The 26587-nt window shown below is 74.2% G+C and carries 21 protein-coding genes; 9 read left to right on the top strand and 12 right to left on the bottom strand.

Annotated elements, in window-relative coordinates; all coding sequences use genetic code 11:
* Positions 1 to 319 precede the first annotated feature (319 nt).
* Genes paaA through ACZ6R9_RS32510 form a run of 9 tightly spaced genes read left to right on the top strand, consistent with a single transcriptional unit; the run spans position 320 to position 7935 of the window.
* Positions 320 to 1324: a 1,2-phenylacetyl-CoA epoxidase subunit PaaA gene (gene paaA, locus ACZ6R9_RS32550; RefSeq protein WP_465542304.1), complete on the top strand. Its 1005-nt coding sequence runs from the start codon at positions 320 to 322 to the stop codon at positions 1322 to 1324.
* Positions 1321 to 1665: a 1,2-phenylacetyl-CoA epoxidase subunit PaaB gene (paaB, locus tag ACZ6R9_RS32545; RefSeq protein WP_465542288.1), complete on the top strand. Its 345-nt coding sequence runs from the start codon at positions 1321 to 1323 to the stop codon at positions 1663 to 1665. Before paaA ends, paaB begins: the two co-directional genes overlap by 4 nt.
* Positions 1655 to 2458 (top strand): 1,2-phenylacetyl-CoA epoxidase subunit PaaC, encoded by an 804-nt coding sequence (gene paaC / locus ACZ6R9_RS32540; RefSeq protein ID WP_465542286.1) that lies wholly within the window; start codon positions 1655 to 1657, stop codon positions 2456 to 2458. The genes paaB and paaC overlap by 11 nt, the downstream gene beginning before the upstream one ends.
* Positions 2455 to 3033 carry a 1,2-phenylacetyl-CoA epoxidase subunit PaaD gene (paaD, locus tag ACZ6R9_RS32535; protein WP_465542284.1) on the top strand — a complete coding sequence of 193 codons (579 nt, stop codon included), beginning with the start codon at positions 2455 to 2457 and terminating at the stop codon, positions 3031 to 3033. The genes paaC and paaD overlap by 4 nt, the downstream gene beginning before the upstream one ends.
* 6 nt (positions 3034 to 3039) lie before the next feature.
* Entirely contained in the window at positions 3040 to 4137 is a 1098-nt protein-coding gene (locus tag ACZ6R9_RS32530) for a 2Fe-2S iron-sulfur cluster-binding protein (RefSeq protein WP_380478969.1), read from the top strand.
* A 56-nt stretch (positions 4138 to 4193) separates the two neighbouring features.
* A complete protein-coding gene (locus ACZ6R9_RS32525) occupies positions 4194 to 4967 on the top strand; it encodes an SDR family oxidoreductase (RefSeq protein ID WP_465542281.1) in 774 nt (257 codons plus the stop codon).
* 19 nt (positions 4968 to 4986) lie between these two features.
* Complete coding sequence (locus ACZ6R9_RS32520; protein WP_380478973.1) at positions 4987 to 5823, top strand: tryptophan 2,3-dioxygenase; 837 nt, start codon at positions 4987 to 4989, stop codon at positions 5821 to 5823.
* On the top strand, positions 5816 to 6685 hold the full coding sequence (locus ACZ6R9_RS32515; protein WP_465542279.1) for an alpha/beta hydrolase family protein: 870 nt from the start codon (positions 5816 to 5818) through the stop codon (positions 6683 to 6685). Before ACZ6R9_RS32520 ends, ACZ6R9_RS32515 begins: the two co-directional genes overlap by 8 nt.
* A complete protein-coding gene (locus ACZ6R9_RS32510) occupies positions 6682 to 7935 on the top strand; it encodes a kynureninase (RefSeq protein ID WP_380478977.1) in 1254 nt (417 codons plus the stop codon). The genes ACZ6R9_RS32515 and ACZ6R9_RS32510 overlap by 4 nt, the downstream gene beginning before the upstream one ends.
* A 26-nt stretch (positions 7936 to 7961) precedes the next feature.
* Here the strand turns inward: ACZ6R9_RS32510 and ACZ6R9_RS32505 are convergent, their stop codons facing one another.
* The 12 genes from ACZ6R9_RS32505 to ACZ6R9_RS32450 form a co-directional block, all read right to left on the bottom strand.
* Positions 7962 to 8396 carry a VOC family protein gene (locus ACZ6R9_RS32505; RefSeq protein ID WP_380478979.1) on the bottom strand — a complete coding sequence of 145 codons (435 nt, stop codon included), beginning with the start codon at positions 8394 to 8396 and terminating at the stop codon, positions 7962 to 7964.
* Between the two features lie 190 nt (positions 8397 to 8586).
* The gene (locus tag ACZ6R9_RS32500; protein ID WP_465542276.1) at positions 8587 to 9657 is read right to left on the bottom strand and encodes a methyltransferase; all 1071 of its coding nucleotides are present in this window, start codon (positions 9655 to 9657) and stop codon (positions 8587 to 8589) included.
* Positions 9654 to 10889 carry a cytochrome P450 gene (locus ACZ6R9_RS32495; RefSeq protein WP_380478983.1) on the bottom strand — a complete coding sequence of 412 codons (1236 nt, stop codon included), beginning with the start codon at positions 10887 to 10889 and terminating at the stop codon, positions 9654 to 9656. The genes ACZ6R9_RS32500 and ACZ6R9_RS32495 overlap by 4 nt, the downstream gene beginning before the upstream one ends.
* Entirely contained in the window at positions 10889 to 16252 is a 5364-nt protein-coding gene (locus ACZ6R9_RS32490; RefSeq protein ID WP_465542274.1) for a type I polyketide synthase, read from the bottom strand. The genes ACZ6R9_RS32495 and ACZ6R9_RS32490 overlap by 1 nt, the downstream gene beginning before the upstream one ends.
* Positions 16253 to 16303: 51 nt before the next feature.
* Entirely contained in the window at positions 16304 to 16504 is a 201-nt protein-coding gene (locus ACZ6R9_RS32485; protein ID WP_380478987.1) for an MbtH family protein, read from the bottom strand.
* A gap of 74 nt (positions 16505 to 16578) precedes the next feature.
* Complete coding sequence (locus ACZ6R9_RS32480; protein WP_465542271.1) at positions 16579 to 18396, bottom strand: non-ribosomal peptide synthetase; 1818 nt, start codon at positions 18394 to 18396, stop codon at positions 16579 to 16581.
* A gap of 63 nt (positions 18397 to 18459) precedes the next feature.
* On the bottom strand, positions 18460 to 21867 hold the full coding sequence (locus tag ACZ6R9_RS32475; protein WP_465542269.1) for an amino acid adenylation domain-containing protein: 3408 nt from the start codon (positions 21865 to 21867) through the stop codon (positions 18460 to 18462).
* A gap of 92 nt (positions 21868 to 21959) precedes the next feature.
* Positions 21960 to 22778, bottom strand: coding sequence for an SDR family oxidoreductase (locus tag ACZ6R9_RS32470; protein WP_380478993.1), 819 nt, complete (start codon positions 22776 to 22778; stop codon positions 21960 to 21962).
* Positions 22779 to 22789: 11 nt separating this feature from the next.
* Positions 22790 to 23893: a [LysW]-lysine hydrolase gene (locus ACZ6R9_RS32465; protein WP_380478995.1), complete on the bottom strand. Its 1104-nt coding sequence runs from the start codon at positions 23891 to 23893 to the stop codon at positions 22790 to 22792.
* Complete coding sequence (locus tag ACZ6R9_RS32460; protein WP_465542266.1) at positions 23890 to 24720, bottom strand: [LysW]-aminoadipate kinase; 831 nt, start codon at positions 24718 to 24720, stop codon at positions 23890 to 23892. Before ACZ6R9_RS32460 ends, ACZ6R9_RS32465 begins: the two co-directional genes overlap by 4 nt.
* Positions 24721 to 24736: 16 nt before the next feature.
* A complete protein-coding gene (argC, locus tag ACZ6R9_RS32455) occupies positions 24737 to 25717 on the bottom strand; it encodes an N-acetyl-gamma-glutamyl-phosphate reductase (protein WP_380478999.1) in 981 nt (326 codons plus the stop codon).
* Positions 25714 to 26562, bottom strand: coding sequence for a RimK family alpha-L-glutamate ligase (locus ACZ6R9_RS32450; RefSeq protein ID WP_380479001.1), 849 nt, complete (start codon positions 26560 to 26562; stop codon positions 25714 to 25716). The genes argC and ACZ6R9_RS32450 overlap by 4 nt, the downstream gene beginning before the upstream one ends.
* Between the last annotated feature and the right edge of the window lie 25 nt (positions 26563 to 26587).

Below are 26587 nucleotides of genomic sequence, written 5' to 3'. Positions count from 1 at the left end.
TCGCCGTGGGCCGGTCCGCCGCGCCGCTCGCCGGTCCTCGCGCGGCCGAGGCGAGCGGCGGCGCCCGGCACTGCCCTCGTCTCTGGAAGGAGGGGCTCCGCGCGTGCGGCACTCCCCGCCCGGTGCGTGACCTTCGTCACGTCGTGGATCCGCGGCGCCGGGGATAGCCCGCGCCGATCGGTGCCTCTTTCTGTTTCGGAGGCGCCGATCGCGACGGTGCGCGGCGCCCCGGACCGGCAGGGGAGTTGAGGGAGTGGCCAACAGGACCGGCGGGCATCCGCCGACGCGACCCGCGCCGGCCTCCGGGCAGAGCGCACAGATCGGTCAACAGATCGGTCAACTTCCGCAGAACGACGAGGAGTTGCTCGCGCAGTTCGAGGCGCTGGTGGCGGCCGGCGAGACCGTCGAGCCGCGCGACTGGCTGCCCGACGGCTACCGGCGGATGCTGATCCGGCAGATCGCCCAGCACGCGCACTCGGAGATCATCGGCATGCAGCCGGAGGGCGCCTGGCTGACCCGCGCGCCGTCCCTGTACCGCAAGGCGGGCCTGCTGGCCAAGGTGCAGGACGAGGCCGGGCACGGCATGTACCTGTATTCGGCGGTCGAGACCCTGGGTGTGGACCGCGCCGACCTGCTGGACGCGCTGCACCGCGGCCAGCAGCACTACGCGGCGACCTTCGACCACCCGGCGCTGACCTGGGCCGACACCGGCGCCATCGCCTGGCTCACGGACGGCGCCGCGGTGGTCAACCAGGTGCCGCTGACCCGTACCTCCTACGGCCCCTACGCCCGGGCGATGCGCCGGGTCTGCCAGGAGGAGGCATTCCATGTGCGGCAGGGCTACGACCAGTTGCTGGCGCTGAGCGGGGGCACCCCGGAGCAGCACCGGATGGCCCAGGACGCGGTGAACCGCTGGTGGCTGCCCGCGGTCGCGCTGATGTTCGGCCCGCCGGACACCGAGGCGGGCGGCGCGGGCACGGCGGTCGGTTCGGCGGTTTCCCGGCGGGCGATCGCCTGGGGCATCAAGCAGCACACCAACGACGAGCTGCGCCAGCGCTTCGTGGACCTGGCCGCGCCGCAGGCCGAGAGCCTGGGCCTGACCCTGCCGGACCCGGCGATCCGCTGGAACCCGGAGCGCGGCCACTACGACTTCACTCCCGTCGACTGGCCCTGCTACCGGCAGGCGCTGGCGAACGGCACCCACTGCGCGCGGCAGCGCCTCGCGCACCGGAGGGCCGCCCACCAGGACGGCGCCTGGGTGCGGGAGGCCGCCGAGGCGTACGCCGGGCGCGGCAGCGACGAGACGGCGGAGGTGGCGTCATGACCGGCGGGAACGGCAGTGGGACGGCGTCCTGGGAGGTGTTCCTGCGCGACCGGCGCGGACTGGCCCACCAGCACGTCGGCTCGGTCCGCGCGGCGGACCACGAGCTGGCCCTGGCCACCGCGCGCGACCTGTTCGCCCGCCGCGGCGAGCCGCAGTCCCTGTGGGTGGTCCGCTCGGACCAGGTGCACGCGGTCTCGCCGCAGGAGAAGGACCCGTACTTCTCCGGCGCGGCGGACAAGCCGTACCGCTACCCCGGCGACTACGCGCCGCTGGGCGGTCCCGGAGCGTCCAAGTCGTCCGAGTCGTCCGAGTCCACGGAGGGAGCGGGCGATGACCACTGACACGACGGCCGATGCCGCCGCCGCGACGACGACGGCCGCCCAGGAGCACGACCTGGCCCGCAGCGTCCTCGGCCTCGGCGACGACGCGCTGATCCTGGCCCAGCGGCTGTGCGCCTGGATCACCCGGGCACCGAGCATCGAGGAGGATCTGGCGCTGTCCAACCTCGCCCTGGACCTGCTCGGCCACGCCCGGGTGCTGCTGACCATGAGCGGCCGCCTGGACGGCACCGGCCGCAGCGAGGACGACCTGGCGTACCTGCGCGACGGACGCGAGTTCCGCAACACGCTGCTCACCGAGCTTCCGAACGGCGACTTCGCCGTCACCGTGGCCCGGCAGCTGCTCTACACGCACTACGCGCGCTCGTACTACGCCGAGTTGGCGAGCTGCGCCGTCCCCGAGCTGGCCGCCTTCGCCGGGCGTGCGGCGACGGAAATGGGCTACCACCAGTCGCACGCCGACGGCTGGACGGTCCGGCTGGGCCTCGGAACGGCCGAGAGCCGCCGCCGGATGCAGGACGGCCTGGAGGTGATGTGGCCCTACGCCGCCGAGCTGTTCGAGGCGGACGGGGCGGTGGCGCGGCTGGACGCGGCGGGCCTGGTCCCCGCCCCGGGCACGGTGCGCGAGCGCTGGCGGCACGAGGTTGCCGAGGTGGTGGCCCGGGCCGGCCTGCGGGTGCCCGAGCCGTCCTGGTCGGCCGACGGCGGCCGGGAGGGGCGCCACTCGGAGGAGTTCGGGCTGCTGCTGGCCGAGCTCCAGTCGGTCCACCGCCAGTACCCGGGAGGCACCTGGTGAACGGCCCGGAACCGGCCCGGGCGGGCGGTCCGGCCGCCGGGTCGCCGCACCCGCGTCAGGCCGAACAGCGTCCGGCCGAACAGCGTCAGGCCGATCAGCCGCTGGCCGAACTCCGCCGCGCCGTCGAGGAGTTGCCCGATCCGGAGCTTCCCATGGTGACCCTCGGCGACCTGGGCATGGTGCACGAGGTCCGGATCGGCGCGGACGGCACGGCGGAGGTGGAGCTCGTCCCGACCTTCCTGGGCTGCCCGGCGATGGAGGTCATCGAGCGGGCGGTGCACGGCGCGCTCGCCGAGGCCGGCCACCCGGCGGGCCGGGTGCGCCGGGTGCTGGTCCCGGCCTGGAGCACCGACCGGATCAGCGAGCGGGGCCGGCGCCGGCTCGCCGAGCACGGGATCGCCCCGCCGGGGCGCCCCGGCGGGGAGCAGCTGGTGACGGTGGCGCTCGGGCCGCCCTGCCCGCACTGCGGCTCGTCGGCCACCCGGCCGCAGAGCCCGTTCGGGGCCACCCGTTGCCAGGCGATCCTGCTGTGCACGGCCTGCCGCGAGACGTTCGCGCAGTTCAGGGCGGGGTGAGGCGAGATGCTGAGCACGATCGACGAGACCGACCGGCCCGCCGGGCCGCACGGTTGGCACGCACTGACGGTGAGCAGGCTGGAGCACCTCGCCGAGGACACCGTGGCGATCACCCTCGCGGTGCCGGACCGGCTGGCCGGGGTCCTGTCCCACCGTGCCGGGCAGCACCTGGTGGTCCGCCACCAGCAGGGCGGGCGCGAGCTGCGCCGCTGCTACTCGGTCTGCCCGCCGCCGTTCGACCCCGACCGGCTGCGGCTGATCGTCAAGCGCTCCGGTCCGGACGGCTTCGGGGCGTACGCGACGACCCGGCTGGCGGTGGGAGAGCGTCTGCGGGTTTCCCCGCCGACCGGCGCCTTCCGGCTGGCCGGCGCACCGGTCACGCACCACGTGATGCTGGCCGGCGGCACCGGCATCGCCCCGCTGCTGGCGATGGCCGCGGCGGCGCTGCGCGAGGACCCGCACTGCCGCGTCTCCCTGCTGTACGCCGCCCGCGGCGCCGGCTCGCTGCTGCTGGCCGACGAACTGGCCGACCTGAAGGACGCGTACCTGGGCCGGTTCACTCTGCTCCAGGTCCTCTCCCGGGAGCGCCGGGAGGCGGACCTGCTCTCCGGTCGGCTCGACGGCGCACGGCTGCGGCGTCTGCTGTCCGCGCCGGGCACCGAGTTCGACGCGGCCACCGCCTTCTACCTGTGCGGGCCGTCGGGGCTGGTGACCTCGGCCCGCACCGCGCTCGCCGAGGCCGGCGCGGACGAACAACAGATCCGCCTGGAACTCTTCTCGCCCGAGGGGACGCCCGCCGCGGCCGCGGCAGCGCCGGTCGGCCGCAGCGTCCGGGTCACCGCGCGGCTCGGCGGCCACACCTCCGACGCCCCGATGCTGCCCGGCGACCGCACGCTGCTGGACGCGGTCCTGCGGGCCCGGCCGGACGCACCGTACTCCTGCCGGGTCGGGCTGTGCGGCAGCTGCCGTGCCCGGGTGGTCTCCGGCTCGGCGGTGCTGGACAGCCAGCACGTGCTCGGCCGGGACGAGGTGGCGGCCGGCTACACGCTCACCTGCCGTGCCCGTCCGCAGACGGATGCGATCGCACTCGACTTCGACGCCTGAGACCTCGGGCGTCCCGACCGCCGTCCCCGGCTGGGCCGGCGCAGGAAGGAACCTTCATGACCTCGACCAGGCTCGCCGGCCGAACCGCGCTGGTGACCGGCGGCAGCCGCGGCATCGGCCGGGCGATCTCGCTGCGGCTGGCCGCCGAGGGCGCGCTGGTGGCCGTGCACTACGGCCACGACGAGCAGGCCGCGAAGGACACCGTCGAGCAGATCGCGGCGGACGGCGGCCGGGCCTTCGCCCTGTGCGCCGAGCTCGGCGTACCGGGCGACGCCGAGTCCGTCTGGGACGGCTTCGACCGGGGTCTGGAGGCGCTCGGCGCTTCGGCCGGTGTGGACATCGTGGTGAACAACGCGGGCATCACGCTGCCCAGGCTCATCGCGGACGTCACCGAGGAGGACTACGACCGGGTCTTCGCCGTCAACACCCGCGCGCCGTTCTTCATCCTCCAGCGCGCCCTGCCCCGGCTGCGCGACGGCGGCCGGATCGTCACCGTCTCCTCGGGCGCCACCCGGATCGCCTACCCCGCGATCGCCGCCTACTCGATGACCAAGGCCGCACTGGACGTCCTCACCCCGGCCCTGGCCGTGCAGCTGGGCCCGCGCGGCATCACCGTCAACACCGTCGCGCCCGGCTTCACCGACACGGCGATCAATCCGACCCTCGCCGACCCGCAGATCCGCGGCGCCCTCGCCGCGCACTCGGTCTTCAACCGGCTCGGCACACCCGCCGACATCGCCGACGTGGTGGCCTTCCTGGCCGGCGACGACGCCCGCTGGATCACCGGCCAGTGGATCGACGCGACCGGCGGCGTCCACCTCGGCCTCTGACACCCTGGAGCCCCAAGAGATGATCGACCAAACGCCCGTCGCCGGGGACGCCGCCGAGCTGGCCGTCTTCGCCGGGACCTCACCGTACGAGGACTACGTGCACGCGTCGGTGCTCGGCTCGCTCCAGCAGCCGCTCACCGATGCGCCCGAGGAAATGGGTTTCCTGATCACCACCCAGGTGATGGAACTGTGGTTCAAGCTGATCGTGCACGAGTGGCGCACGGCCTGCGACGCGTTCGCCAAGCAGGATCTGCCGGCGGCGCTGGACGCGCTGGAGCGCAGCCGCCGTGCCCACCTGTCGCTCAACGCCTCCTGGACTCCGCTGGCCGCGCTGACTCCGGTGCGCTTCAACGGCTTCCGGGCCGCGTTCGGCCAGGCCTCGGGCGCCCAGTCCGCCCGCTACCGGATGATGGAGTTCCTGCTCGGCGAGAAGTCCGGAGCGATCCTGGACGCCCACCGCGGCGACCCGGTGGAGCACGCCGAGCTGGCCGAGCACCTGCACACCCCCACGCTCTGGGACGAGGTGCTGCGCTTCCTGCACTACCAGGGCCACGAGGTGCCGCAGGCCGTGCTCCGACGGGACGTCACTCAGGCCTACGAGCCAGACGAGGACGTCGTCGGGGTGTGGCTGCGGATCTACCGCGGACCGCAGCACGACCCGCTGCTGCTGCTGGGTGAACTGCTCACCGACATAGCCGAGTTGGTGCAGCGCTGGCGCGCCGACCACCTGCTGGTGGTGCGGCGCGCGATGGGCGCCAGGCCGGGCAGCGCCGGCACCTCCGGGATGGACTGGCTGGAGCGGCGCGCGGCGCGCCGGCCCTTCCCCGAGCTGTGGGCGGTGCGCAGCCATGTCTGACCCGACCACCACCACGACCGGCAGGACGATCTCCGCCTTCGCCGCCGAGGAGGAGCGGCGGGTCCTCGGCCTCAGGCCGGTCCTGGCCCCGGTCCACGGCCGTTACGGCGACCACCCGCACCAGGTCTACGACCTGTGGCCGGCCGAGGGCACGGACGAGAACGCGCCCCTGGTGATCCTGCTGCACGGCGGCTACTGGCGTTACGACCGGATGCACCTGACGCCGTTCGCCGCCTACCTGGCGCGGCAGGGGCTGACCACCCTGCTGCCGGGCTTCCGCCGCTCCGGCGGCGCGGGCGGATACCCCGAGACCTTCGACGACATCGCACGGATCGTGGACACCCTCCCGGCCGGGCGCCCGTACGTCCTCGCCGGGCACTGCTCGGGCGGGCACCTGGCCCTGTGGGCCGGGGCCCGCGCCCTGCTGCCGGCCGACTCCCCCTGGCACAGCACCACATCGCCGACCGCGATCCTCGCGCTGGCCCCGATCACCGACCTCCGGGCCACCATCCGTGACCGGCTCAGCGAGGACGCGGCCCTGCAACTGCTCGGCGGCCCGGAAGCCGCACCCGAGCGGCTGGCGCTGGTGGACCCGGTCACCCTGCTGCGCGGGCCGGGCACCACCGGGGTGCGCACCGTCCTGCTGCACGGCGCGGTGGACGAGGAAGTGCCGCTGGGCCAGTTCACCGACTACGCCGCCGTCCACCGGGACCTGGAGGTCGTCGTGCTGCCGGACACCGGCCACTACACCCTGATCGAGTCCGGCGCGCCGGGTGCCCGCGCGGTCGCGGAGCAACTGCACCGGCTGGCAGCGGAGTTCGCCCCCGAGCAGGCCGCCGGGAGCGCCGGGGGCACGGCATGACCGGCGCCGTCGAACACCTCGCCGCCCGGGCCGCCGCGCTGGATGCCGCCGACCCGCTGTCCGGCCTGCGCGAGCGCTTCCTGCTCCCGCCGGGCGTCGTCTACCTGGACGGGAACTCGCTCGGCGCCCTGCCCGCGGCCGTCCCGCCGGTGCTGGCGGACGTGGTGCACCGGCAGTGGGGCACCGGTCTGATCCGCTCCTGGAACGACGCCGCCTGGTGGCAGGCCCCGCTGCGGGTCGGCGACGCGGTCGGACGGCTGATCGGCGCGGCCCCGGGGCAGGTGGTGGTCGGCGACTCCACCAGCGTGCAGTTGTTCAACGCGCTGAGCGCGGCGGTCCGGCTCCGCCCCGGCCGGCCGCTGCTGGTCGTGGACCAGGACCACTTCCCCACCGACCGCTACCTCGCCGCCTCCGTCGCCCGGCTGCACGGCCTGCGGCTGCGTGCCGTGCCGGCCGACGCGCTGACGGACCTGCTGTCCCGGGAGGGCGGGCGGGTGGCCGCCGTGCTCGGCGCTCCGGTGGACTACCGCACCGGCCGGCTGACCGACCCGGCGACCGTCACCCGGGCCGCCCACGACGCGGGCGCGCTGACGGTGTGGGACCTGTGCCACGCCGCCGGAGCGCTCCCCCTCGACCTGGACGCGCTCGGCGCCGACCTGGCCGTGGGCTGCGGCTACAAGTACCTGTGCGGCGGCCCCGGCGCCCCGGCCTTCCTCTACGTGGCCCACCGGCACCAGGCCGGCTTCGACCACCCGCTGACCGGCTGGAACGGCCACGCCGACCCGTTCGACCCCACCGAGGAGTACCGGCCCGCCGAGGGCATCGCCCGCGCCCGGATCGGCACCCCGCCGATGCTCTCCCTGCTCGCGCTGGAAGCCGCCCTCACCGTCTTCGACGGCGTCGATCCGGCCCAGCTGCGCGCCAAGAGCCTCTCCCTGACCGGCTTCCTGCTCGACTGTGCCGACGTCCTGCTCACCGCGCACGGGTTCACCCCCGCCACGCCGCGCGAGGCGGACCGGCGCGGCAGCCAGGTCGCCCTGCGCCACCCCGAGGCCTATCCCCTGGTCCAGGCCCTGGCCGCCCGCGAGGTGATCGCCGACATGCGGGCCCCCGACCTGCTCCGTTTCGGCGTCAACGCCCTCTACGTGTCCCACACCGAGGTGCTGCACGCCATGACCACCCTGCGGGAGATCGTCGCCGGGCGTGCGCACCGGCCCTACCTGGACGGACAGCGGGCGGTGGTGACCTGACGCCCGGGCCGGTGCGAGGCGCAGGTTCAGGCCACGCAGAACTCGTTGCCCTCGGGGTCCTGCATGACCACGCAGAAGCCGGCCGGCTCGTCCACCTCGCGGACCACCTTGGCCCCGGCATCGACCAGCCGGGCGACATGGTCGGTCAGCCGGGCCTGGCCCGCCTCGGACCGGTGGCCCTCGGGGGCGCTCACCTGAATGTCGAGGTGCGCACGGTTCTTCAGGGTCTTGCGCTCGGGCACCTTCTGGAAGAGCACGCGCGGGCCGACCCCGGCGGGGTCGACCACGGCGGCCAACGCGTCCCAGCGGTCCTCGGGGATCCCGATCCTCCGGGCGAGCTGCTCCCAGCTGTCGAACCCGGGCGGCGGCGGCTGCACCACGTAGTCCAGCGCGAGGGCCCAGAACTCGGCCAGGCTCGCCGGGTCTTCGCAGTCGATGGTCATCTGCACGGTGTGGGCCATGGTGTGTCCAGGGTGCTCGGGAACGGCCCGGGCGCCAGGCGCCCGGACCACGACCCACTCATGCTGCACCACCGGCCGGCCGGCGCACGGACCCCGTTGACCCGTACGGGGGAACCTTGCCGGATTCCGCCAGGGGCCCGGTGCGGCTTCACGCCTTCCGGGCGTCCCCTTCGCGCCTTCCGGTGCGGCCTCAGGCCTTCCGGGCGATCACCGCGCCGTTCGCCCCGGGCGCGGTGAACGGAACCGTCCGGATGTCGCTGAACCCGGCGTCGCGCAGCCACTCGCCGTACTCGGCGGCCGTGTAGTTGCGGCCCCAGGTGCCCACCACCATGTTCATGCTCATCAGCGCGGCGTCCAGCGGCCCGGTCTTCGCGTCGTCCACCAGCAGTTCGCTGATCACCAGCAGGCCGCCGGCCGGCAGTGCCCGGTGGCACTTGGCGAGCAGCGCACGGTTCCGGGGCTCGTCCCAGTCGTGCAGGATCAGCGAGAGCAGGATCGCGTCGTGGCCCCCGGGCAGCTCCGGTTCCTCGAAGAAGTCGCCGGGGTGGGTGCCGATCCGCTCGGCGAGCCCGGCCGCGGCGATCCGCTTCTCGGCGTACGCGCAGACGAACGGCAGGTCGTACACGGTGGCCCGGAGCTGCGGGTGGCGGCGGCAGAACTCGATGTCGAAGCCCCCGCCCCCGCCGCCGACGTCCAGCAGCCGGGTCGAGCCGCCGAGGTCGACCGCCGCGGCCAGGGCCCGGCCGGTGAGGACGGACAGCGGGTAGAGGCCGTCCCAGAAGGCGGTGGTGCGGTTCTCCGCGTCGAAGATCCGGTCCTGCTGCTCCGGCTTCCAGCGGCTGGGGGTGTCCGAGCGGAGTGCCTCGGTGACCCGCAGCCAGCCGGGGGTGGTGTGGTCGCGGAGCATGGTGATGTAGTCGCCGAGGTAGTCCGGCCCGCCGCGGACCAGGTACTGCCCCGCCGCCGCGGTGTTGCGGTACCGGCCGTCCGCGCCGGTCAGCAGGCCCAGCGCGGCGCAGGCGGTGAGCAGGACCTCCGCGGGGCGGGCCGGAATGCCGAGCAGCCCGGCCGCCTCGGCGGCGGTGAGGCCGTCGGTGGCGGCGAGGGCGCTGAACACGCCGAGGTCCAGGGCGGCGGTGAGTGTCTGGGCCGCCCACATGCCGTTGGCGATGCCGAGCAGCCCGTCCAGGCCGCCCGCCCCGTCCGTCGGCAGGCCGTCGGGGCCGTCCGCCCCGTCCGTCGGGTGACCGGATGCGGTCATCGGTCCGTTCCTTCCGCTGCCGGGTCCTGCGCGGCCGGGTCCTCGAACCGGACCTTGACCGCGTCGAACACGATGTGCCGGCCGTTCTCGAAGCGCCGGTGGGGTTCTTCGGTGAGGTGGTACACGGGGTGCCGGGCGAGTTCGCCCAGCACCGTGCGGAACTCCAGCCGGGCCAGGCTCGCGCCGAGGCAGTGGTGGATGCCGAAGCCGAAGCTGAGGTGCTGGTGGGAGGTGCCGCGTTCGAGCGAGAACTCCTCCGGGTCGGGGAACTTCGCCGGGTCGCGGTTGGCCGCGTCCAGCAGCAGCACCACCCGGGCGCCGGCCGGGATGACGGTGCCGTCGACCACCACCTCCCGGGTGGTGACCCGGGTGAAGCGGTCGGTCGGGCACCAGCGGCGCATGGTCTCGTCGCCGACGACCGGCAGCAGCTCGGGCTCGGCGCGCAGCCTGGCCTGGAGTTCGGGGTGGCCGGCCAGGTACCAGAGCATCCGGCTGAGGGTGTTGAGGGTGGTCTGGTGGCCGGCGATGCACAGCGACACGATGATCGAGTGCAGCCGCTCGTCGGAGATCGGTTCCCCGTCGATCTCGGTGGCGGCCAGCCGGGAGAGGTAGTGGTCGCCGGGGTTGGCCCGGGCGGCCTCCACCTCCTCGGTCAGCAGGGCCTGGAACTGCGGCCAGAAGTCGTCGGCGTCGCTGTCCTTGGACAGGTGCTGCCACAGGTTGCTGGTCAGTTCCCGCACGCGGGACTGGGCCCGGTCGGACAGGCCGATGGCGAGCGCCAGCACGCCGATGGCGAAGGGGTGGGCCAGCTCGGCCACGAAGTCGCCGTGGCCGCGCCGGACGATCGGGTCGATCAGGTCGGCGGCAAGCGCGCGCACCGGCTTCTCCAGCCGGCGCACCTCCTCGTTGTGCAGCGGAGGCGCCATCAGGCGGCGCAGCTCGCCGTGTTCGGGCGGGTCGAATTCGATCGGGGAGAACATCGGCATGCCGGCCGCCCGGGGGTGGAAGACCCCGGATCCGGAGCTGAAGGTCTCGTGGTCCTTCAGCGCCGCCCGGACGTCGGCGTGGCGCGACAGGATCCACAGCCCGCCGTGGGACGGCGTGTAGGTCACGCCCGAGCGTTCCCTGATGCCGCGGTTGACGTCCTCCGCCACGTCGGGGGTGTACTCGGGGTCGTGCCAGTCGAACTCGCCGACCAGCCGGGCGATGAGATCCTGTCGCGCCTGCGTCATCAGTCCTCCACGAGCTCCGTCGTTGCGTTGTCCGCCGCCGAATCAGCCGCGTCGGCCGCGTCGGCGGCTTGCGCCTGCTCCTCGGCGGTGCGCCGGGTGAGTTCCTGGACCAGGGACTCGGCCAGGGCGTTGACCGTCGGGTTGCTCCACAGCACGGTGGGCGGCAGGTCGACGCCGAAGCGCCGGTTGAGCCGCACCCGCAGGCCGACGGTCAGCACCGAGTCGACGCCGAGGTCGAGCAGCGGGCGGTTGGGGTCGATCTGCTCGGGCGGCAGGTTGAGTTCGGCCGCCACCTGCTCGTTGACCTCTTCGGTGGCCTTGGCCCGCAGTTCCTCCGGTTCCAGGGCCGCCCAGTCGGTCACGCCGGGCAGCGCGCCGCCCTCCTCCTCGGTGACGCTGGTGAGCTCGCTGAACACCGGCAGCTTGCGCTCCGGCAGCACCCGCATGATCGCGTAGTACGGGCTGTTGAAGCGGTCGGCGAAGGACCAGGCGCGGAACGCCTCGGTGATCGAGATGCTGCCCAGTCCGCGGGACTCGGCCTCGATCGTGGTGGTCCCGGCGGTGGTCTCGGCCATGCCCGCGCCGCGCCAGGACGTCCAGGCGAGGCTGGTGGTCTCGGTGTGTCCGCCCGTGGAGCGGTGGGCGGCGAGCCCGTCCAGGAAGGAGTTGCCGGCCGCGTAGCTGGCCTGGCCGGTGAGCCGGGCCAGCTGACCGCAGGAGGAGAAGAGCACGAAGAAGTCCAGCGTCCCGGGCGGGAACATCCGGTGCAGCACCATGGCTCCGAGCATCTTGGGGGCCATGGCGTGCCGCAGGCCGTCCCGGTCGACGTGGTCGACCAGGGCGTCGTTGACCACGCCCGCGGCGTGCACCACGCCGCGGATCGGCGGCAGGTCGAGCGCGGACGGGTCGAGCGCCGCGGCCACCTTGTCGGCGTCCGCGATGTCCAGTGCCAGCACCCGGACGGTCGCGCCGAGCGCCTCCAGGGCCTGGACGGCGTCGATCTGGCCGCGGACGGCGCCGTCCTCGACCTCGGCCCACTGGGAGCGCGGCGGCAGTCCGCGGCGGCTGACCAGGACGAGTCGGCGGGCGCCGCGTTCCACCAGGGAGCGGGCCACCTCCAGGCCGAGTGCGCCGACGCCGCCGGTGATCAGGTAGGTGCCGTCGGGGTGGCACTGGACGCTTCCGGAGCCGGCCGCGCGGTCGATCTGGGTCAGCCGGGCGACCGAGGTGCTGTCCTTGGTCACCGAGATGACGTCCTCCGCGCCGGCGAAGGCCGAGAGCACTCGCAGCACCCGGTCCGAGGTGTCGCCGTCGAAGGCGGCCAGCTCGCCGGAGACGTCGATCACGCCGCCCCAGAGGTCGGGGCGCTCGCCGGCGGTGATCCGGGAGACTCCCCACAGCGGGGCATGGGCGAGTGCGTTCTCCTGCTCGGCCTCCCGGACGCCCTGGGTGAGGCACCACAGCTTGAGCGGGGACTCGGCGTCCGGGACGGGCCGGTCGGCGAGCCGGCGGCTGAGCGCCTGGACGGTCTCGATCAGGGTCCAGGCGGAGCGCTCGGCGGCCTCCTCGGGCGACTCCCCGTCCTGCTGCCGGGGCGGGGCCACCAGCAGGGCTCCGGGCTCGTCCAGCGCGGCGTCGGCCAGGTCGGCCGGCGAGCCCAGCTGCACGCAGCGCACCCCGGAGTCGGCCAGGTCCCGGGCCAGGGCTCGGGTCACGGTGTCGTCGCCGAGCAGCAGCAGCTGCCGGATCCGGTGGTTCTCCTCGGGTTCCACCGCGCGCCAGTCGATCTCGTGCACCAGCTCGCGCGGGGCCATGATGCCGCCGGGGCGGTCCTGGACGATGGTGTAGCGCAGACCCTTGAGCTCGCAGACCACGTCGCCGTTCTCGTCCGCGATCAGCGCGTCCACGCTGGTCTCCGGGGAGTCCGCGGAGCGGGTGGTGTGGACGGTGATGCGTCCGGGCGGGGCGCCGCGGAAGGCGAGCGCCTCGATGTGCGAGGAGGTGCGCAGGGTGGTGGTGCCCTCGTGGGTGACCAGCACGCCGCTCACGGTCAGCGCGCCGTCGATCACCGCGGTCCAGCTGCTCGGGTGCAGCTTGGGCTCGTGGTCGATGATCATCGTGGCGAACTGTTCGGTGGCGTTGCGGCGCAGCTCGGTGACCACCCAGGGGAAGGTGTAGCCGTCCACACCCATCTTGCGGAACATGGTGTCGACCCGGTGCCAGGTCCACTCCTCGGTGCAGCGCTCCCGGATGTCCTGCGGGTCCTCCATCTGTACCGCGCCGACCTGCACCTCGTGGTCGATGGTGGCGGTGGTGTGGGTCAGCCAGTCCATTTCCTGGCCGGCCACGAGCTCGGCGGGGTCGCGCTGGACGCAGCTGGCCAGCCGGATCTGGTTGCGGTCCAGGACGACCTGCACCACGCGGGGCGGCAGCGCGGCCAGCGGGGTGCGGAAGACGATGTCCTTCAGGCCCGGCAGGGTGTCGCCCTGCGCGGCCGCCGCGACGAAGCTGTTGAGCACCACGGAGGCGGGGACGGTCTCCACGCCGACCACCTTGTGGCTCTGCGCGTAGGGGCGGCTGTCCATGTCCAGGTGGGTCTGCCAGACCTGCTGGGCGGGCGCGCCGGCGACGGTCATCCGGCCGCCGAGCAGGGTGTGGCTGTCCGGGTCGTGGCCGCGGCCGTGGCTCTCCGCGGAGGTCTCCGGGAAGATCCAGTAGGGGCGGTGCTGCCACTGGGTGGCGGGCATCGGCAGCAGGCTGCCGGGGCCGGCCGGCCAGGCGATCTCCGCGCCGTGGCAGTGGAGTTCGGCGAGGTTGCGGAGCAGGGTGGCGGTCTCCGGCCGGTCCCGCCGCAGGGTGCTCACCACGACGGTGTCGTCCGCGCCGAGGTGTTCGGCGGTCTCGGTGACCGACTGGGCGACCACCGGGTGGGAGGAGATCTCCAGGAACAGCCGGCGTCCGTCCTCGATCGCGGCCTGGACGGCCTGGGCGAACCGGACGGGCTCGCGCAGGTTGGCCGACCAGTAGCCGCCCTCGCGCAGGTCGGTGGCGCGCGGGTCGGGCAGTGCGCTGCTGTACAGGACGGTGTGCGGCTCGCGCGCGGTGAGCCGGCCGGCGGCCTCGGCGACCTCGGCCAGGACGGCGTCCACGTGCGGGCTGTGGAAGGCCACGTCGGTGTCGACCCGGCGCACCTGGAGTCCGGCTTCGGTCCACTCGGTGACCAGCCGGTCGATCTCGGCGGCGTCGCCGGAGACCACGGTGGAGCGCGGGCTGGCCGAGATCGCCGCCGTCAGGCCGTTCCAGCCGTTCAGCCGCTCCTCGACGGCGGCCAGCGGCTCGCCGACCATGGCCATGCCGCCGAGTCCGGCGACCCGCTCCAGGGCGGCGGCGCGGCGGCAGGCGAACCGGGCGGCGTCGACCAGGTCGAGGGCGCCGGCCGCGACCGAGGCGGCGATCTCGCCGACGGAGTGTCCGATCACCGCGGCCGGGGTGACCCCGCGGGCGCGCCAACTGGCCGCGAGGGCGGCCTGCATGGCGAAGGTCATGGCCTGGACGACGGTGACGGTCCAGGGGCCGCCCTCGCGGATCACCTCGCGCGGTGTCCAGCCCAGCTCCTCCTGGAAGACCGGCCCGAGCTCGTCGATGACGGCGGCGAACTCCCGGTCGGTGCCGAGCAGTTCGCGGCCCATGCCGGTCCACTGCGCGCCGTGCCCGGAGAACACCCAGACCACGCCGGGGTCGGCGGAGGGCTGGGCCCGGCCGGTGACCAGTTCGGGGGCGCGCTCGCCGGCGGCCAGCAGGTCGAGGCGGCCGGCCAGTTCGGCGGCGGAGTCGGCCAGCAGCGCGGCCCGGGAGTCGAGGTGGGAGCGGCGGTGGGTGAGCGTGTGGGCGATCGAGTCCAGGTTCGCGGTGGGGTTGGCGCGCAGCCAGGCGGCGCTCGCTCCGGCCAGCGCCTTCAGGCCGGCCTCCGACATCGCCGAGAGCGGGAAGAGCCGGGGCTCCTCCTCGGCCCGGTGGACCGGCAGGGCCGGTGCGGCGGGGGCGCTCTGCGGCGCGGGCGCCTCCTGCAGGATGAGGTGGGAGATGGTGCCGCCGACGCCGTAGCTGGAGACGCCGGCCCGGCGGGGCTCGGGGCCGGCCGGCCACGGGGTGGTCTCGGCGACCAGGCGGAGCCCGGAGCGGTCGAGTTCGAGGTCGGGGTTGGGCTCGTTGTGGACGCTGCGCGGCAGTTCGCCGTGTTCCATGGCCAGGACGGCCTTGATGGTGCCGGCGATGCCGGAGGCGGCCTCGACGTGGCCGATGTTGGGCTTGAGGGTGCCGAGCAGGCAGGGGTCCTCGGTGTCGCGCGCCTGCCCGAACACGGCGGCCAGGGCCTGGACTTCGGCGCGGTCGCCGGCCTGGGTGCCGGTGCCGTGGGCCTCCAGGTAGCCGACCGTGGCGGGGTCGATGCCGGAGCGCCGGTAGACCTCCCGCAGCATGTGCTCCTGGGCCTTGCCGCTGGGGGCCATCATGCCGTCGGAGCGGCCGTCCTGGAACACGCCGGTGCCGATGATCAGGGCGCGGATCGGGTCGCCGTCGCGCTGGGCGTCGGCGAGCCGCTTGAGGACCACCACGCCCGCGCCCTCGCCGCGGCCGTACCCGTCGGCGGCCTTGTCGAAGGCCTTGCTGCGGCCGTCGGGGGAGGTCGCTCCGGCCGCGTCGAGCGCGACGTTGAGCGCCGGGGTGGCGATGATGTTGATGCCGCCGGCGATGGCCACCGGGGTCTCGCCGGAGCGCAGCGCCTGGCAGGCCAGGTGGAGGGCGGTCAGCGAGCCGGCGCAGGCGGTGTCGACCGCCATGCTCGGGCCGTTGACGTCGAGGAAGTACGAGATGCGGTTGGCCATCCCGTAGAAGGTGGTGCCGTTGACGGCCCACGCCCCTGATCGGGGGAGGTCCTCCAGCAGCCGTCGGCCGTAGTCGTTGGAGTTGGCCGACATGTAGACGCCGGCGCCGCTGCCGCGCAGGCCGAGCGGGGGGACGCCGGCGTTCTCCAGTGCCTCCCAGGCGAGTTCGAGCAGGATGCGCTGCTGCGGGTCGAGGAACTCGGCCTCCCGCGGGGTGATTCTGAAGAACTCGGCGTCGAACCCCTCGATGTCGTCGAGGTACATGCCCTTCCGCGTGGTGCGGCGGAGGATCGCGGTCGCGTCCGGGCTCTGTGCCGCGTACGGGTCCCAGCGCTTGTCGGGCATTTCGCTTATCGCGCTGCTGCCATCGACGAGGTATTTCCAGAGTTTCTCCGGATTGTCGAGATCCGGCGCGAACCGGCAACTCATCCCGACAATGGCGATGGCTTCCTCGAATTCCTGCCCGTGCTGCCCGTTCACATGTCCTCCGCTAGCTTTCGGTGGAGCTCACGTCGTGTGTTCTGAGCGCTGCTATGCGATCCCGAGCCGATTCCGCAGGCTGAGCGGCCGCATGTCCGTCCACACCTCTGCGATGTGCGCCAGGCAGGCTTCCTTGGAGCCACTGAAGCCGGCTTCGGACCATCCTGCGGGAATCGGTCGATCGGTCTGCCAGATCGAGTACTGCTCTTCCGCATTGATGACAACGTGGTAGTGGCGACCGTCGTCGGTCATTTCGCCTCCCGGCTCGCAGAATCGTACCGCACCACTATTCGATGCGGGGCGGAAAATCCGTCGATTATTTCTTTTCAGTGGCTGGTTCGCGGGGTGATGGGCGCCAGCTGCTCGATCCCGGCGCCGGCCGCGGCGGCGCGCGCCACCTGCTCGGCCAGCTCGGCCGGGGTGGCCCCGCCCATCAGGTCCTCCAGGCCGAGCCGGACGCCGAAGCGCTCGCCGATCCGCGTCTGCAGCCGGGCCGCGAGCAGGGAGTCGCCGCCCAGCTCGAAGAAGTCGTCGTCCGCGCCGACCCGCTCGACCGCGAGGAGTTCGGTGAACAGTTCGGCGAGCCCGACGGCGTGTTCACCCTCCGGCGCCCGGTACGGGCCCGCCGGGCGCCAGCGCTGCCAGCCCTGCGGTGGCAGGGCCAGCCGGTCGATCTTGTTGGAGGTGTTGACCGGCAGGCGGTCCAGCAGCACGTAGGCGACCGGGACCATGAAGTCCTGCAGGCGCTCGACCGCCCAGGCGCGCAGTTCACGCGGCTCGGCGCTGCCGTCGGTGACCAGGCAGGCGACCAGCTGGAGCGGCCCGGCCTCCTCCCGCGCGCCGACCACCGCGACCTGCCGGACGGCGGGGTGTCCGGCCAGCGCCCACTCGACCTCGCCCACCTCCACCCGGTGGCCGCGGATCTTGACCACGTCGTCGATCCGGCCGTGGTGCTCCAGGATCCCGTCGGCGCGCAGCCGGCCCGCGTCGCCGCTGCGGTAGAGCCGGCTGCCGGGCTCGCCGAACGGGTTCGGCCGGAACCGGTCGGCGGTCGTCGCCGGGTCGCCGAGGTAGCCCAGGGACAGGGACGGGGAGTCGACCCAGACCTCGCCGATGGCACCCGGTTCCACCGGGGTGAGGTCCTCCTCCAGCAGGTGCACGCCGACGCCGGGCAGCGGCTCGCCGACCGGCGGCGGGGCGGCCCGGTCCGCGGCGGTGGCGGTGGCCGGGGTGCGACGGGTCTCCCAGGGGTGCAGCGAGTTGGCGATCTGGAAGGCCTCCAGCGAGCCGTAGGAGACCGCGACCTCGAACGGCAGGCCGGGCGGGGCCCAGCTGTTGAGCTTGTCGCCGCCGAGGGTCATCAGGCGCAGCGGGCCGTCCGCGGGCCACTCCAGGGCCTGCAGCGCCTCGCCGACCGGGGTGATGACGAAGGTCTGGGTGATCGCGTGGTCGAGCAGCCAGACCCGCAGGTCCACCGGGGAGGCGACCACGTCCGGTTCGCAGATGTGGATGCTCGCGCCAGCCCACAGCAGCATGCAGACCTCGTGGACGGCGATCCCGGCTCCGGCGGGGGCCAGCCAGGAGCCGCGGTCCGCCGCGGTGGTGCGGTTGACGGCGACGCCGCGCCGGACCCCTTCGGAGAGCCAGCTGTGCTGCGCCAGAACGATCTTGGCCCGTCCGGAGGAGCCCGAGGTGTGCATGGCGAAGGCGAGGTCCTCGGGGCGCAGCTCCACGTCCGGGTTCTCCTCGTCCTCCGGGCCGGCCGCGAGGGTGTCGAGCAGGATCACCGGCGCGCCCTCGGGCGGGGTGCCGCCGTCGCGCCGGCCGGTCAGCACGGCCACCGGGCTGGCGGCCGCGATCGCCCGGGCGGTCCGCTCGGCGGGGGCCTTCGGGTCGAGCGACATGCACACCGCGCCGGCCTTGAGGACGCCGAGGACGGCGATCACCCACTCCGCGGAGCGGCCGAGGTGGACGCCGACCACCGAGCCGCGGCGCGCGCCGCGGCCGAGCAGTTCCCGGGCCACCCGGTTGGCCCGGGAGTTGAGCTCCCGGTAGCTGAGTTGTTCGCCGTCGCGCTCGATCGCGAGGGCGTCGGGTGTTGCCTTGGCGTGCTGTTCCACTGCCGCAGGTACGGTGCGGTCCACGTACGGTGCTCCCTCGGTGTTGCCTGGATGGACGGCCGGTCGGCGCCGGCCGTGCGGGTCGGGTCAGGCTCGGTCCTCGTCGTCCAGGGCCGCCAGCATGGCGTCGAGTTCGGCCTCCGAGAGGCCCTCGATCCAGTCCTCGCCGGCCACGGCCAGCCCGGTGTCGGCGCTCTGTTCCAGTTCGTCGAGGCCGTCGGCCATCGCCTGGAGCTCCGGCCGCAGGAAGAGCGTCTCCATCGGGACGACGACGCCCAGCGAGCGGTGGATCCTGGACACCAGCTGAACCACCATCAGCGAGTGCCCGCCCAGTTCGAAGAAGTTGTCCTCGCCGCCGATGCCGGTGACGCCGAGCAGTTCCTCCCAGATCGCGGCCAGGGCCAGGGCGGTCGGCCCGTGCGGCGGCTCGGAGGGCTCGCGCAGGCGGGTCTCCTGGCGCTGGAGTGCGGCGAGGGCGCGCTCGTCGAGCTTCCCGTTGCGGGTGAGCGGCAGTTCCTCCACCAGCAGCACGGTCGCCGGGACCATCCACTCCGGCAGGGTGCGCAGCAGTCCGCGGCGGATCTGGGTCGGGGTGGGGGCGGCGCCGCGGTCCGGGTCGGTGGCCGGTACCACGCAGGCGAGCAGGCTCTTGCCGCCGAGCCGGTCGTCGGTGACGAACACCGCGCCCTGGGCGACGCCGTCCAGGGCCAGCAGCGCGCTGCGGATCTCGCCGGTCTCCACCCGGTGACCGCGGATCTTGTGCTGCTGGTCGGCCCGGCCGAGGTACACCAGTTCGCCGTCGCGCCGGCGCACCGCGATGTCGCCGCTGCGGTACATCCGGGCGCCGGGTTCGGCGGTGAACGGGTCGGGGACCATCCGGGCGGCGGTGATCGCCGGCGCGGCCTGGTAGTACGACGCCACTCCGGCGCCGCCGACGTGGATCTCGCCCGGGATGCCGTCCGGCACCGGCTGGAGTTCCTCGTCCAGCAGGTACAGGGCGAGGTGGGCGAGCGGCCGGCCGATCGGCGAGGCGTGCTGTCCGGCGTCGGCGGCGGTCACCGGGCGGAAGGTGACGTGGACGGTGGTCTCGGTGATGCCGTACATGTTGACCAGCTGCGGCGCCTGGTCGCCGTAGGTGTTCAGCCAGCCGGACAGGGTGGCCAGGTCGAGCCGTTCGCCGCCGAACACCACGTACCGCAGGGCGAGTTCGCGCCGCTCGGGGGCGGCCAGGGCGGCCAGCTGGGCGAACGCGGACGGGGTCTGGCTCAGCACGGTGACCCGCTCGTGCTCCAGCAGGTCGAGGAAGGCGTCGGGCGCCCTGGTGATCCAGTACGGGACCACCACCAGCCGGCCGCCGTGCAGCAGCGCGCCCCACAGTTCCCAGACCGAGAAGTCGAAGGCGTACGAGTGGAACATCGTCCAGACGTCGTCCTCGCCCAGCTCGAAGTCCCGGCGGGCGCCGTCGAACAGTGCCAGCACGTTGGCGTGCGAGACCACCACGCCCTTGGGGACGCCGGTGGATCCGGAGGTGTAGATCACGTAGGCCGGCGACTCGGGTGGCGTCGGCACGTCCACCGGGGCAACGGGGCCGGTGTCCTGCGGCCCGGCGTCCGCGTCGAGCGGGACGGCCCGCACCGGCCGGTCCGGGAGGCGGCCGGTCAGCGCCGGGGCGACCACCGCCACCGTCACCGCGCAGTCGGCGAACTGGACGGCGGTGCGCTCGGCCGGGTTGTCCGGGTCGATCGGAAGGTAGGCCGCGCCGCACTGGAGCACGGCGAGCACGGCCGCCGCCAGGTCGGTGGTGCGCTCCACCAGCAGGCCGACCACCGTGCCGGGGCCGACCCCCTCCCCGCGCAGCCGGTGCGCCAACCGGTCGGCCCGCTCGGCGAGTTCGCGGTAGCTCAGGGAGCCCCGGTCGTCGCTGACGGCGACCGCGTCCGGCCGCCGCTCGGCCTGGGCCCGGAACGCGCCGTGCAGGGTGGTGGCGGCCCGGGGAGCGGCAGCGGCCGGCCCGGCGACGGCCTGCGCGGGGACGGCGGCCAGCGGGACGGCGGCGATCGGCAGGTCCGGCCGGGCGGTGCCCTCCGCCAGCAGCCGGGTCATCCAGCGGACGAAGTCGGCCACCGTGGTCTCGTCGAACAGCTCGTCGTCGTACGGGAAGTAGCCGACCACCGCCTCGCCCTCGCACCACAGCTCGGCCATCAGGTCGAAGTGCGTCGCCCCGCCGTCCAGGTCCGCGAACTCCGTCTCCAGGCCGGGCAGCGCGGGCACGGTGGGGGCGGAGTCGCGCAGGCTGAAGGAGGTCTGGAACACCGGGGTCACCCCGGGGGTCCGGGACGGCTGCAGCTCGCGCACCAGCATGTCGAAGGGCAGGTCCTGGTGGGCCAGCGCGGCGGTGAAGGCCTCCCGGGTGCGGACCACCAGCTCGCGCAGCGAGGGCCGGCCGTCCAGCCGGACCCGGACCGGCAGCCAGTTCAGGAAGTAGCCGACCATGCGCTGCAGTTCGGGCCGGGTGCGGCCGGCCACCGGCACGCCGACGACCAGGTCCTGACGGCGGGTCAGGCGCTCCAGCAGCGCGAAGTACGCCGCCAGGAAGGTGACGTGCAGGGTGGTGGAGCACTCCTTGGCGAGCGCGCGCATCGCGGTGACCAGCTCCGGCGGGAACTCCACCCGGTGGAAGCGGCCCTGGCTGGAGCGGATCGGCGGCCGGGGCCGGTCGGTGGGCAGTTCCAGGGTGCCGGGCAGGTCGGCGAGCCGGGTCCGCCAGTGGTCGAGCAGTTCGCCGAGGGCGTCGGCGTTCATCGTCCGGCGCTGCCAGTCGGCGAAGTCCGGGTAGTGCAGGTCGATCGGTTCGAGTTCGGCCGGGTGGCCCGTCTCGGCGGCGTAGCAGGCGCCCAGGTCGCCCAGCAGGATTCCCAGCGACCAGTAGTCGGAGACGATGTGGTGCTGAACGATCAGCAGCAGGTGCTCGGCCGGGCCGGTCCGGTACAGCGCGCAGCGCAGCAGTGGCCCGGTCCGCAGGTCGAAGGGCTCGGTGACGGCCTGCGCGGCAAGGCGGCGGGCCTCGGCCCGCGGGTCCGACGCGGCGGTGCAGTCGGCCACCGGGAGCTCAATCGTCATCGTGTCCAGCACGATCTGCCGGGGCCCGTCCTGGGTGTCGGTGAAGACCGTCCGCAGCGCCTCGTGCCGACCGGTCAGCCGGCGCAGTGCCCGGCGCAGTGCCTCGGTGTCCAGGTCGCCGGTGATCCGCAGGGCGATCGGGACGTGGAAGATCTCCCGGTGGGTGAGCAGCTCGTTCATGAACCAGAGCCGCTCCTGCTCGAAGGAGGCGGGTATCTCGGTGAGGTTCGCGGGCCGTCGCCGGACGCCCTCGGGTGCCTGTGGCGCGCCCTGCTCCATGATCTTCCGGACCAGCTCCCGCTGGGCCGGGCCGAGCGCCGCGAGCCGTTGCTCCAGCGGGTCTCCGGAGCGCGCCTGGTCCGCTTGCCCGGTCATTGCCTCTCCTTCCTGTGCCGATGGGGGTGCCTGAGGGTGCCCGTCGGGGGGTGCCGTCGGGCGGTGTCAGCGGGCGGTGTCAGCGGGCGGTGTCAGCGGGCGGTGAATCCGCCGTCGACGACCAGGGCGGAGCCGGTGGTGCCGGCCGACTCCCGGCCGGCCAGCCAGAGGCAGGCGGCCGACACCTCCTCGGCCGTCACCAGCCGGCCGATCGGGTGGTAGGAGGTGGAGCTGCGCTCGTAGTCGGCGAGCGAGGCGCCCATGCTGGCCGCGACCGCGGCGGTGGAGCGGGTGTCCAGCCGGTCCTCGGCGGCGACCGTGGTGGGGCAGACCGCGTTGACCCGGATGCCCGACCGGCCGTACTCGAGGGCCAGCGCCTTGGTCAGGCCGATCACGGCGTGCTTGGAGGCGACGTAGCTGGAGTACATCTCGTAGCCGACCAGCCCGCCGACCGAGGCGGTGTTGACGATCGACCCGCCGCCCTGTTCCACCATGACCGGCAGCACGGCCCGGCAGCAGCGCCAGGTGCCGTTCAGGTTGACGTCGACCACCAGGCTCCAGTCCTGCTCGCTGAGTTCGTGCGAGCGGACGCCGCCGGGGGCGAGCAGGCCGGCGTTGTTCAGCAGGATGTCGATCCGGTCGAACTCGGCGAGTCCGGCGGCGACCGCGGCGTCCACCGAGGCCTGGTCGCGGACGTCGGCGACGGCGGTGACGACCCGCGCGCCGAGCCGTCGGCATTCGGCGGCGGTCTCCTCCAGTTCCCGCCGGCCGGCCAGCGGGTAGGGCCCGTCCTCCCGGCAGCGGTCGACCAGCAGCAGGTCGGCCCCCTCCCTGGCGAACAGGAACGCGTGGGAGCGTCCGAGTCCGCGGGCCGCGCCCGTGATGGCCGCGACCTGTCCTTCAACCCGCATCTGTCTCCTCCTCAGGCCGATCCGGTGGCCAGCGCGACCGGGGTGCGCCCGCCGCCGGTACCGGGCCGCTTCAGCAGCGCACCGAGCCGTTCCAGCGCGGTGTCCAGTACGGCGGCCGAGCGGCACAGTTCGGCGATGGCGATGTGCTCGTCGCTGGTGTGGTCCAGGTGGGCGTCGCCGGGGCCGTAGGCGACCATCGGGGTGCCCCACTGCTCGACGACGTTCATGTCCGAGGTGCCGGCCTTGAGTTTCAGCGCCGGGTCGCCGCCGTGTGCCTTGATCGCGGCCCGCAGCGCCCGGGCGACGGTGTCGCTGGCCGGTCTGCGGACGGCGGGCACCCGTTCGTCGAAGCGGAACCGGCCGCCGGCGCTGTGCCGCGTCAGGTGCTCCTCGAAGGCGTCGAAGTCGAAGCCGGTGGGGACCCGGCAGGTCAGGAAGGCCTCGGCGGTGCCGAGGTCGCCGTGCAGGCTGACCACGGTGGCGGTGGCGGCGTCGAAGGCCACCGGGTCGGCGGCGCGGGACTGCGTGCGCAGGTAGGCCCGGACCTCGGCGCAGAAGGCGGCTGCGGTCTCCACCGCGGTCGGTTCGGGGCAGCTCGTGTGCATCGGCGGGCGGCTGACCTGGTACTCGATGCCGACCCGGCCCTTGTAGCCCAGGCAGATCCCGTCCCAGCCGCTCGGCTCGCCGATCACCACGGCGTCGGGCCGGGGCAGGGTGCGCAGCACGTGCCGGGCCCCCCGGGAGCCGGCCACCTCCTCGCCGACCGCGCCGACCACCACGGCCCGGACCGTCCTGGCGCGGGCGGCCGCGGCGATCATGGCCGCCATCGGGCCCTTGGCGTCGACCGCGCCGCGGCCGTACAGCAGGTCTCCGACCCGGCAGACCGGCACGGTGCCGGGGACGGTGTCGATGTGGCCGAGCAGCAGGACGGTCGGCGCGTCGCGGGGGCCGGCCGCGCCGTGCACGTTGCCCACCGCGTCGATCCGGGTGTCCATGCCCAGGCGTGCCATCTGTTCGGCGAGGAAGGCGGCGAGCCGGCCCTCCTGCCCGGAGACCGAGGGGATCGACAGCATGCCCCGCAGCAGCGCCACGAGCTGGTCGGTGGGCGCGGTCATGCCGGTCTCCGTTCCGGGTCGGACGGGGTGGTGAAGACCGTGCCGCTCCCGCGCAGGGCCGCGCCGACCGGGCCAGGTACGGCCGCGGCGGCGATCACCACCCGCCGAACGCCCGCCTGCCTGGCCCTGGCCGCGGCGCGCACCTTGTGCCGCATCCGGCCGCCGGCCTCGGCCAGGGTGGGCGCCGCGCAGTCGATCTCGGGGATCACGCTGGCCGGGTCGGCCGGGTCGCGCAGCACGCCGGGCACGCCGGTGAGCAGGACCAGGGCGGCCGCGCCGAGCGCGCCCGCGAGCGCGGCGGCGGCCTGGTCGGAGTCCACGTTGAGCAGTCGGCCGCTCGGGTCGGCGGCCGGCGGGGACACCACCGGCACGATGCCCTCGCCGAGCAGGGCGCGCAGGACGGCCGGGCGCGCGCCGGTGATCCGGCCCGAGCGGTCGTCGCGGACCAGCAGGGTGCGGCCGTTCTCGACGCTGCGGACCGCCGGCCGCCGTTCGGCGGTGAGCAGGCCGCCGTCGGCGCCGGACAGGCCGGCCGCCAGCACCCCGCGCGAGCGCAGGCCCTGCACCAGGGCGGGCTTGACCCGGCCGAGCAGCGCCATGGCCAGCACGTCGAGCGCGTCCTCGTCGGTGCGCCTGCTGCGGGTGCCGTCCGGCGAGAGGAGGGTGCGCACCGGCCGGCCGAGCTGGCCCGCCAGCCGGTCCACCTCGCCGCCGCCGCCGTGCACCACGACGACCGGGGTGGCGGCGGCGGTCAGCTCGGCGATCTCGTCCAGCAGCGGGTCGGCGGGCAGGCCGCCGCCGAGTTTCACCACCAGGATGTCGTCCATCGTCCGCGTCCCTCCGTTACACCGGGTGCAGGCCGGGGAAGTCCACCCCGGTCGTCTCGGCGAGTCCGGCGGCGGCGTTCAGGCTCTGCACGGCTCCGCCCGCGGCGCCCTTCACCAGGTTGTCGAGCGCCGCGACGACCACCACGCGCCGGCCGTCGGGATCGACGTCGAAGCCGATGTCGGTGAAGTTGCTGCCGGTCAGGAACTGCGGATCGGGCAGCCGGTGGACTCCGGTGCGGCGGGCGATCAGCCGGACGAAGGGCTCCTCGTCGTACCGGTGGCGGTAGGTCTCCCAGATCTCCGCCCGGGTGACCGGCCGCGGTGGCCGGACGTGCAGGATCACCTGGACGCCGCGGACCAGCGGCAGGGCGGTGACCGTCATCCGGACCCGGGTGCGGCAGAGCCGGGCGATCTCCTTCTCGTGCCGGTGCCCGGTGGCCTTGTAGACCCGCAGGGCGTGCTGGCGTTCCGGGTGGTGGCTCGCCTCGCTGGGGGTCGCGCCCGCGCCGCTGGAGCCGGTCCGGGCGTCCACCACCACGTCGCCCGCCACCAGGCCGGCCTCCGCCAGTGGCTTGAGGGCGAGGGCGGCCGCCGTGGCCATGCAGCCGGGGACGGCGATCCGGGTCGCGCCGGCCAGTTCGGCGCGGTACAGCTCGGGCAGCCCGGTGACGTAGCCGCCGCCCTCGGTGCCGTCCGGTTCGCGGTGGTCCTGGCCGAGGTCGACCAGGGTGGGCGCGAGGTCGGCGAGCCGGGCGGCGAGCTTGCTGCTCTCGCCCTTGGGCAGGGCGGTGAACAGCACGTCGACGGGTTCCAGCCGGTCGGGCTCGGTGAACCGCAGGGTGCGGTGGTGACGGAGGTTGGGGTGGACGACGCCGAGCGGGCTTCCGGCGTGCCGACGGGACGTCGCCTGCACCAGCTCCAGCTCGGGGTGGCCGAGGGCCAGACGTACCAGCTCGCCGCCGACGTAGCCGGCGGCGCCGATGACCGACACCTTCATGGGTTCCTGTCCAACACGTAGTCGATCATCAGGTCGGCGATGGAGAGGCCGGGGTGGGCCTCGGCCAGGCCGTGGAACTCGACGCCGCCGTTGACCTCGACCACCAGCCTGCGGCCGGCCCGGGTCTCCAGCAGGTCCACCCCGAGGATGCCGCCGCCCACGGCCTTGGCGGCGCGTTCGGCGAGTGCGGCCAGTTCGGGGTCGAGCGGGCACGCGGTGGCCCGCGCGCCCCTGGCGGTGTTGCGCACCCAGTGCTCGCCGGTGCGCTCGATCGCCGCGACCGCCTGCCCGCCGACGACCAGCACCCGCAGGTCCCGGCCGTGGACGAACTCCTGCGCGTAGCCGAGCTTCTGGACCGGCGAGCTCAGCTGCTCGCGCAGCGTGAAGACGGCATCGACCGCGTCCGGCCCGTCGACCCGGGCGATCCCCCGGCCCCAGGAGCCGACCACGGGCTTCACCACGGCGGGCAGGCCGACCTGCTCGACCGCGAGGGCGCCCGCCGCCGGATCGAGTGCGACCGCGGTGGCCGGCACCTCGACGCCCGCGAGGTGCAGCGCGCTGGTACAGGCGATCTTGTTGTCGCACAGGTCGAGGGTGGCGGTGGAGTTGACCACCGGGATTCCCGCCGTCTCGCAATACCGGCTGGCCTCCAGCCTGCGGGTGGCGGACAGGGCCCGGTTGAGCACCACCCGCCACGCGGGCGGCGGCTCGCCGATCCGGTAGACCAGGGTGCGGTCGTCGACGTGCAGGTACGGAATCGATCTCCGCCGCAGCGCCTCGACCAGCTGACGTTCCTCGATGCGAATTCTCGTGGCAATCAGTACGAGCGGATCCGTTGACCGCAAACTGGCCCCCCTGAATGAACGCCTG

It is taken from the genome of Kitasatospora sp. NPDC048662, from assembly GCF_055587065.1.
The sequence above is the reverse complement of the archived record's forward strand: the minus strand, read 5'-3'. Positions and strand labels throughout refer to the sequence as shown.

Bases quoted from the DNA above. Each gene is read 5' to 3' on its own strand.
- paaB (WP_465542288.1), top strand. From the start codon at position 1,321: ATGACCGGCGGGAACGGCAGTGGGACGGCGTCCTGGGAGGTGTTCCTG.
- paaC (WP_465542286.1), top strand. From the start codon at position 1,655: ATGACCACTGACACGACGGCCGATGCCGCCGCCGCGACGACGACGGCC.
- ACZ6R9_RS32530 (WP_380478969.1), top strand. From the start codon at position 3,040: ATGCTGAGCACGATCGACGAGACCGACCGGCCCGCCGGGCCGCACGGT.
- ACZ6R9_RS32525 (WP_465542281.1), top strand. From the start codon at position 4,194: ATGACCTCGACCAGGCTCGCCGGCCGAACCGCGCTGGTGACCGGCGGC.
- ACZ6R9_RS32520 (WP_380478973.1), top strand. From the start codon at position 4,987: ATGATCGACCAAACGCCCGTCGCCGGGGACGCCGCCGAGCTGGCCGTC.
- ACZ6R9_RS32515 (WP_465542279.1), top strand. From the start codon at position 5,816: ATGTCTGACCCGACCACCACCACGACCGGCAGGACGATCTCCGCCTTC.
- ACZ6R9_RS32510 (WP_380478977.1), top strand. From the start codon at position 6,682: ATGACCGGCGCCGTCGAACACCTCGCCGCCCGGGCCGCCGCGCTGGAT.
- ACZ6R9_RS32505 (WP_380478979.1), bottom strand. From the start codon at position 8,396: ATGGCCCACACCGTGCAGATGACCATCGACTGCGAAGACCCGGCGAGC.
- ACZ6R9_RS32500 (WP_465542276.1), bottom strand. From the start codon at position 9,657: ATGACCGCATCCGGTCACCCGACGGACGGGGCGGACGGCCCCGACGGC.
- ACZ6R9_RS32495 (WP_380478983.1), bottom strand. From the start codon at position 10,889: ATGACGCAGGCGCGACAGGATCTCATCGCCCGGCTGGTCGGCGAGTTC.
- ACZ6R9_RS32485 (WP_380478987.1), bottom strand. From the start codon at position 16,504: ATGACCGACGACGGTCGCCACTACCACGTTGTCATCAATGCGGAAGAG.
- ACZ6R9_RS32475 (WP_465542269.1), bottom strand. From the start codon at position 21,867: ATGACCGGGCAAGCGGACCAGGCGCGCTCCGGAGACCCGCTGGAGCAA.
- ACZ6R9_RS32470 (WP_380478993.1), bottom strand. From the start codon at position 22,778: ATGCGGGTTGAAGGACAGGTCGCGGCCATCACGGGCGCGGCCCGCGGA.
- ACZ6R9_RS32465 (WP_380478995.1), bottom strand. From the start codon at position 23,893: ATGACCGCGCCCACCGACCAGCTCGTGGCGCTGCTGCGGGGCATGCTG.
- ACZ6R9_RS32460 (WP_465542266.1), bottom strand. From the start codon at position 24,720: ATGGACGACATCCTGGTGGTGAAACTCGGCGGCGGCCTGCCCGCCGAC.
- argC (WP_380478999.1), bottom strand. From the start codon at position 25,717: ATGAAGGTGTCGGTCATCGGCGCCGCCGGCTACGTCGGCGGCGAGCTG.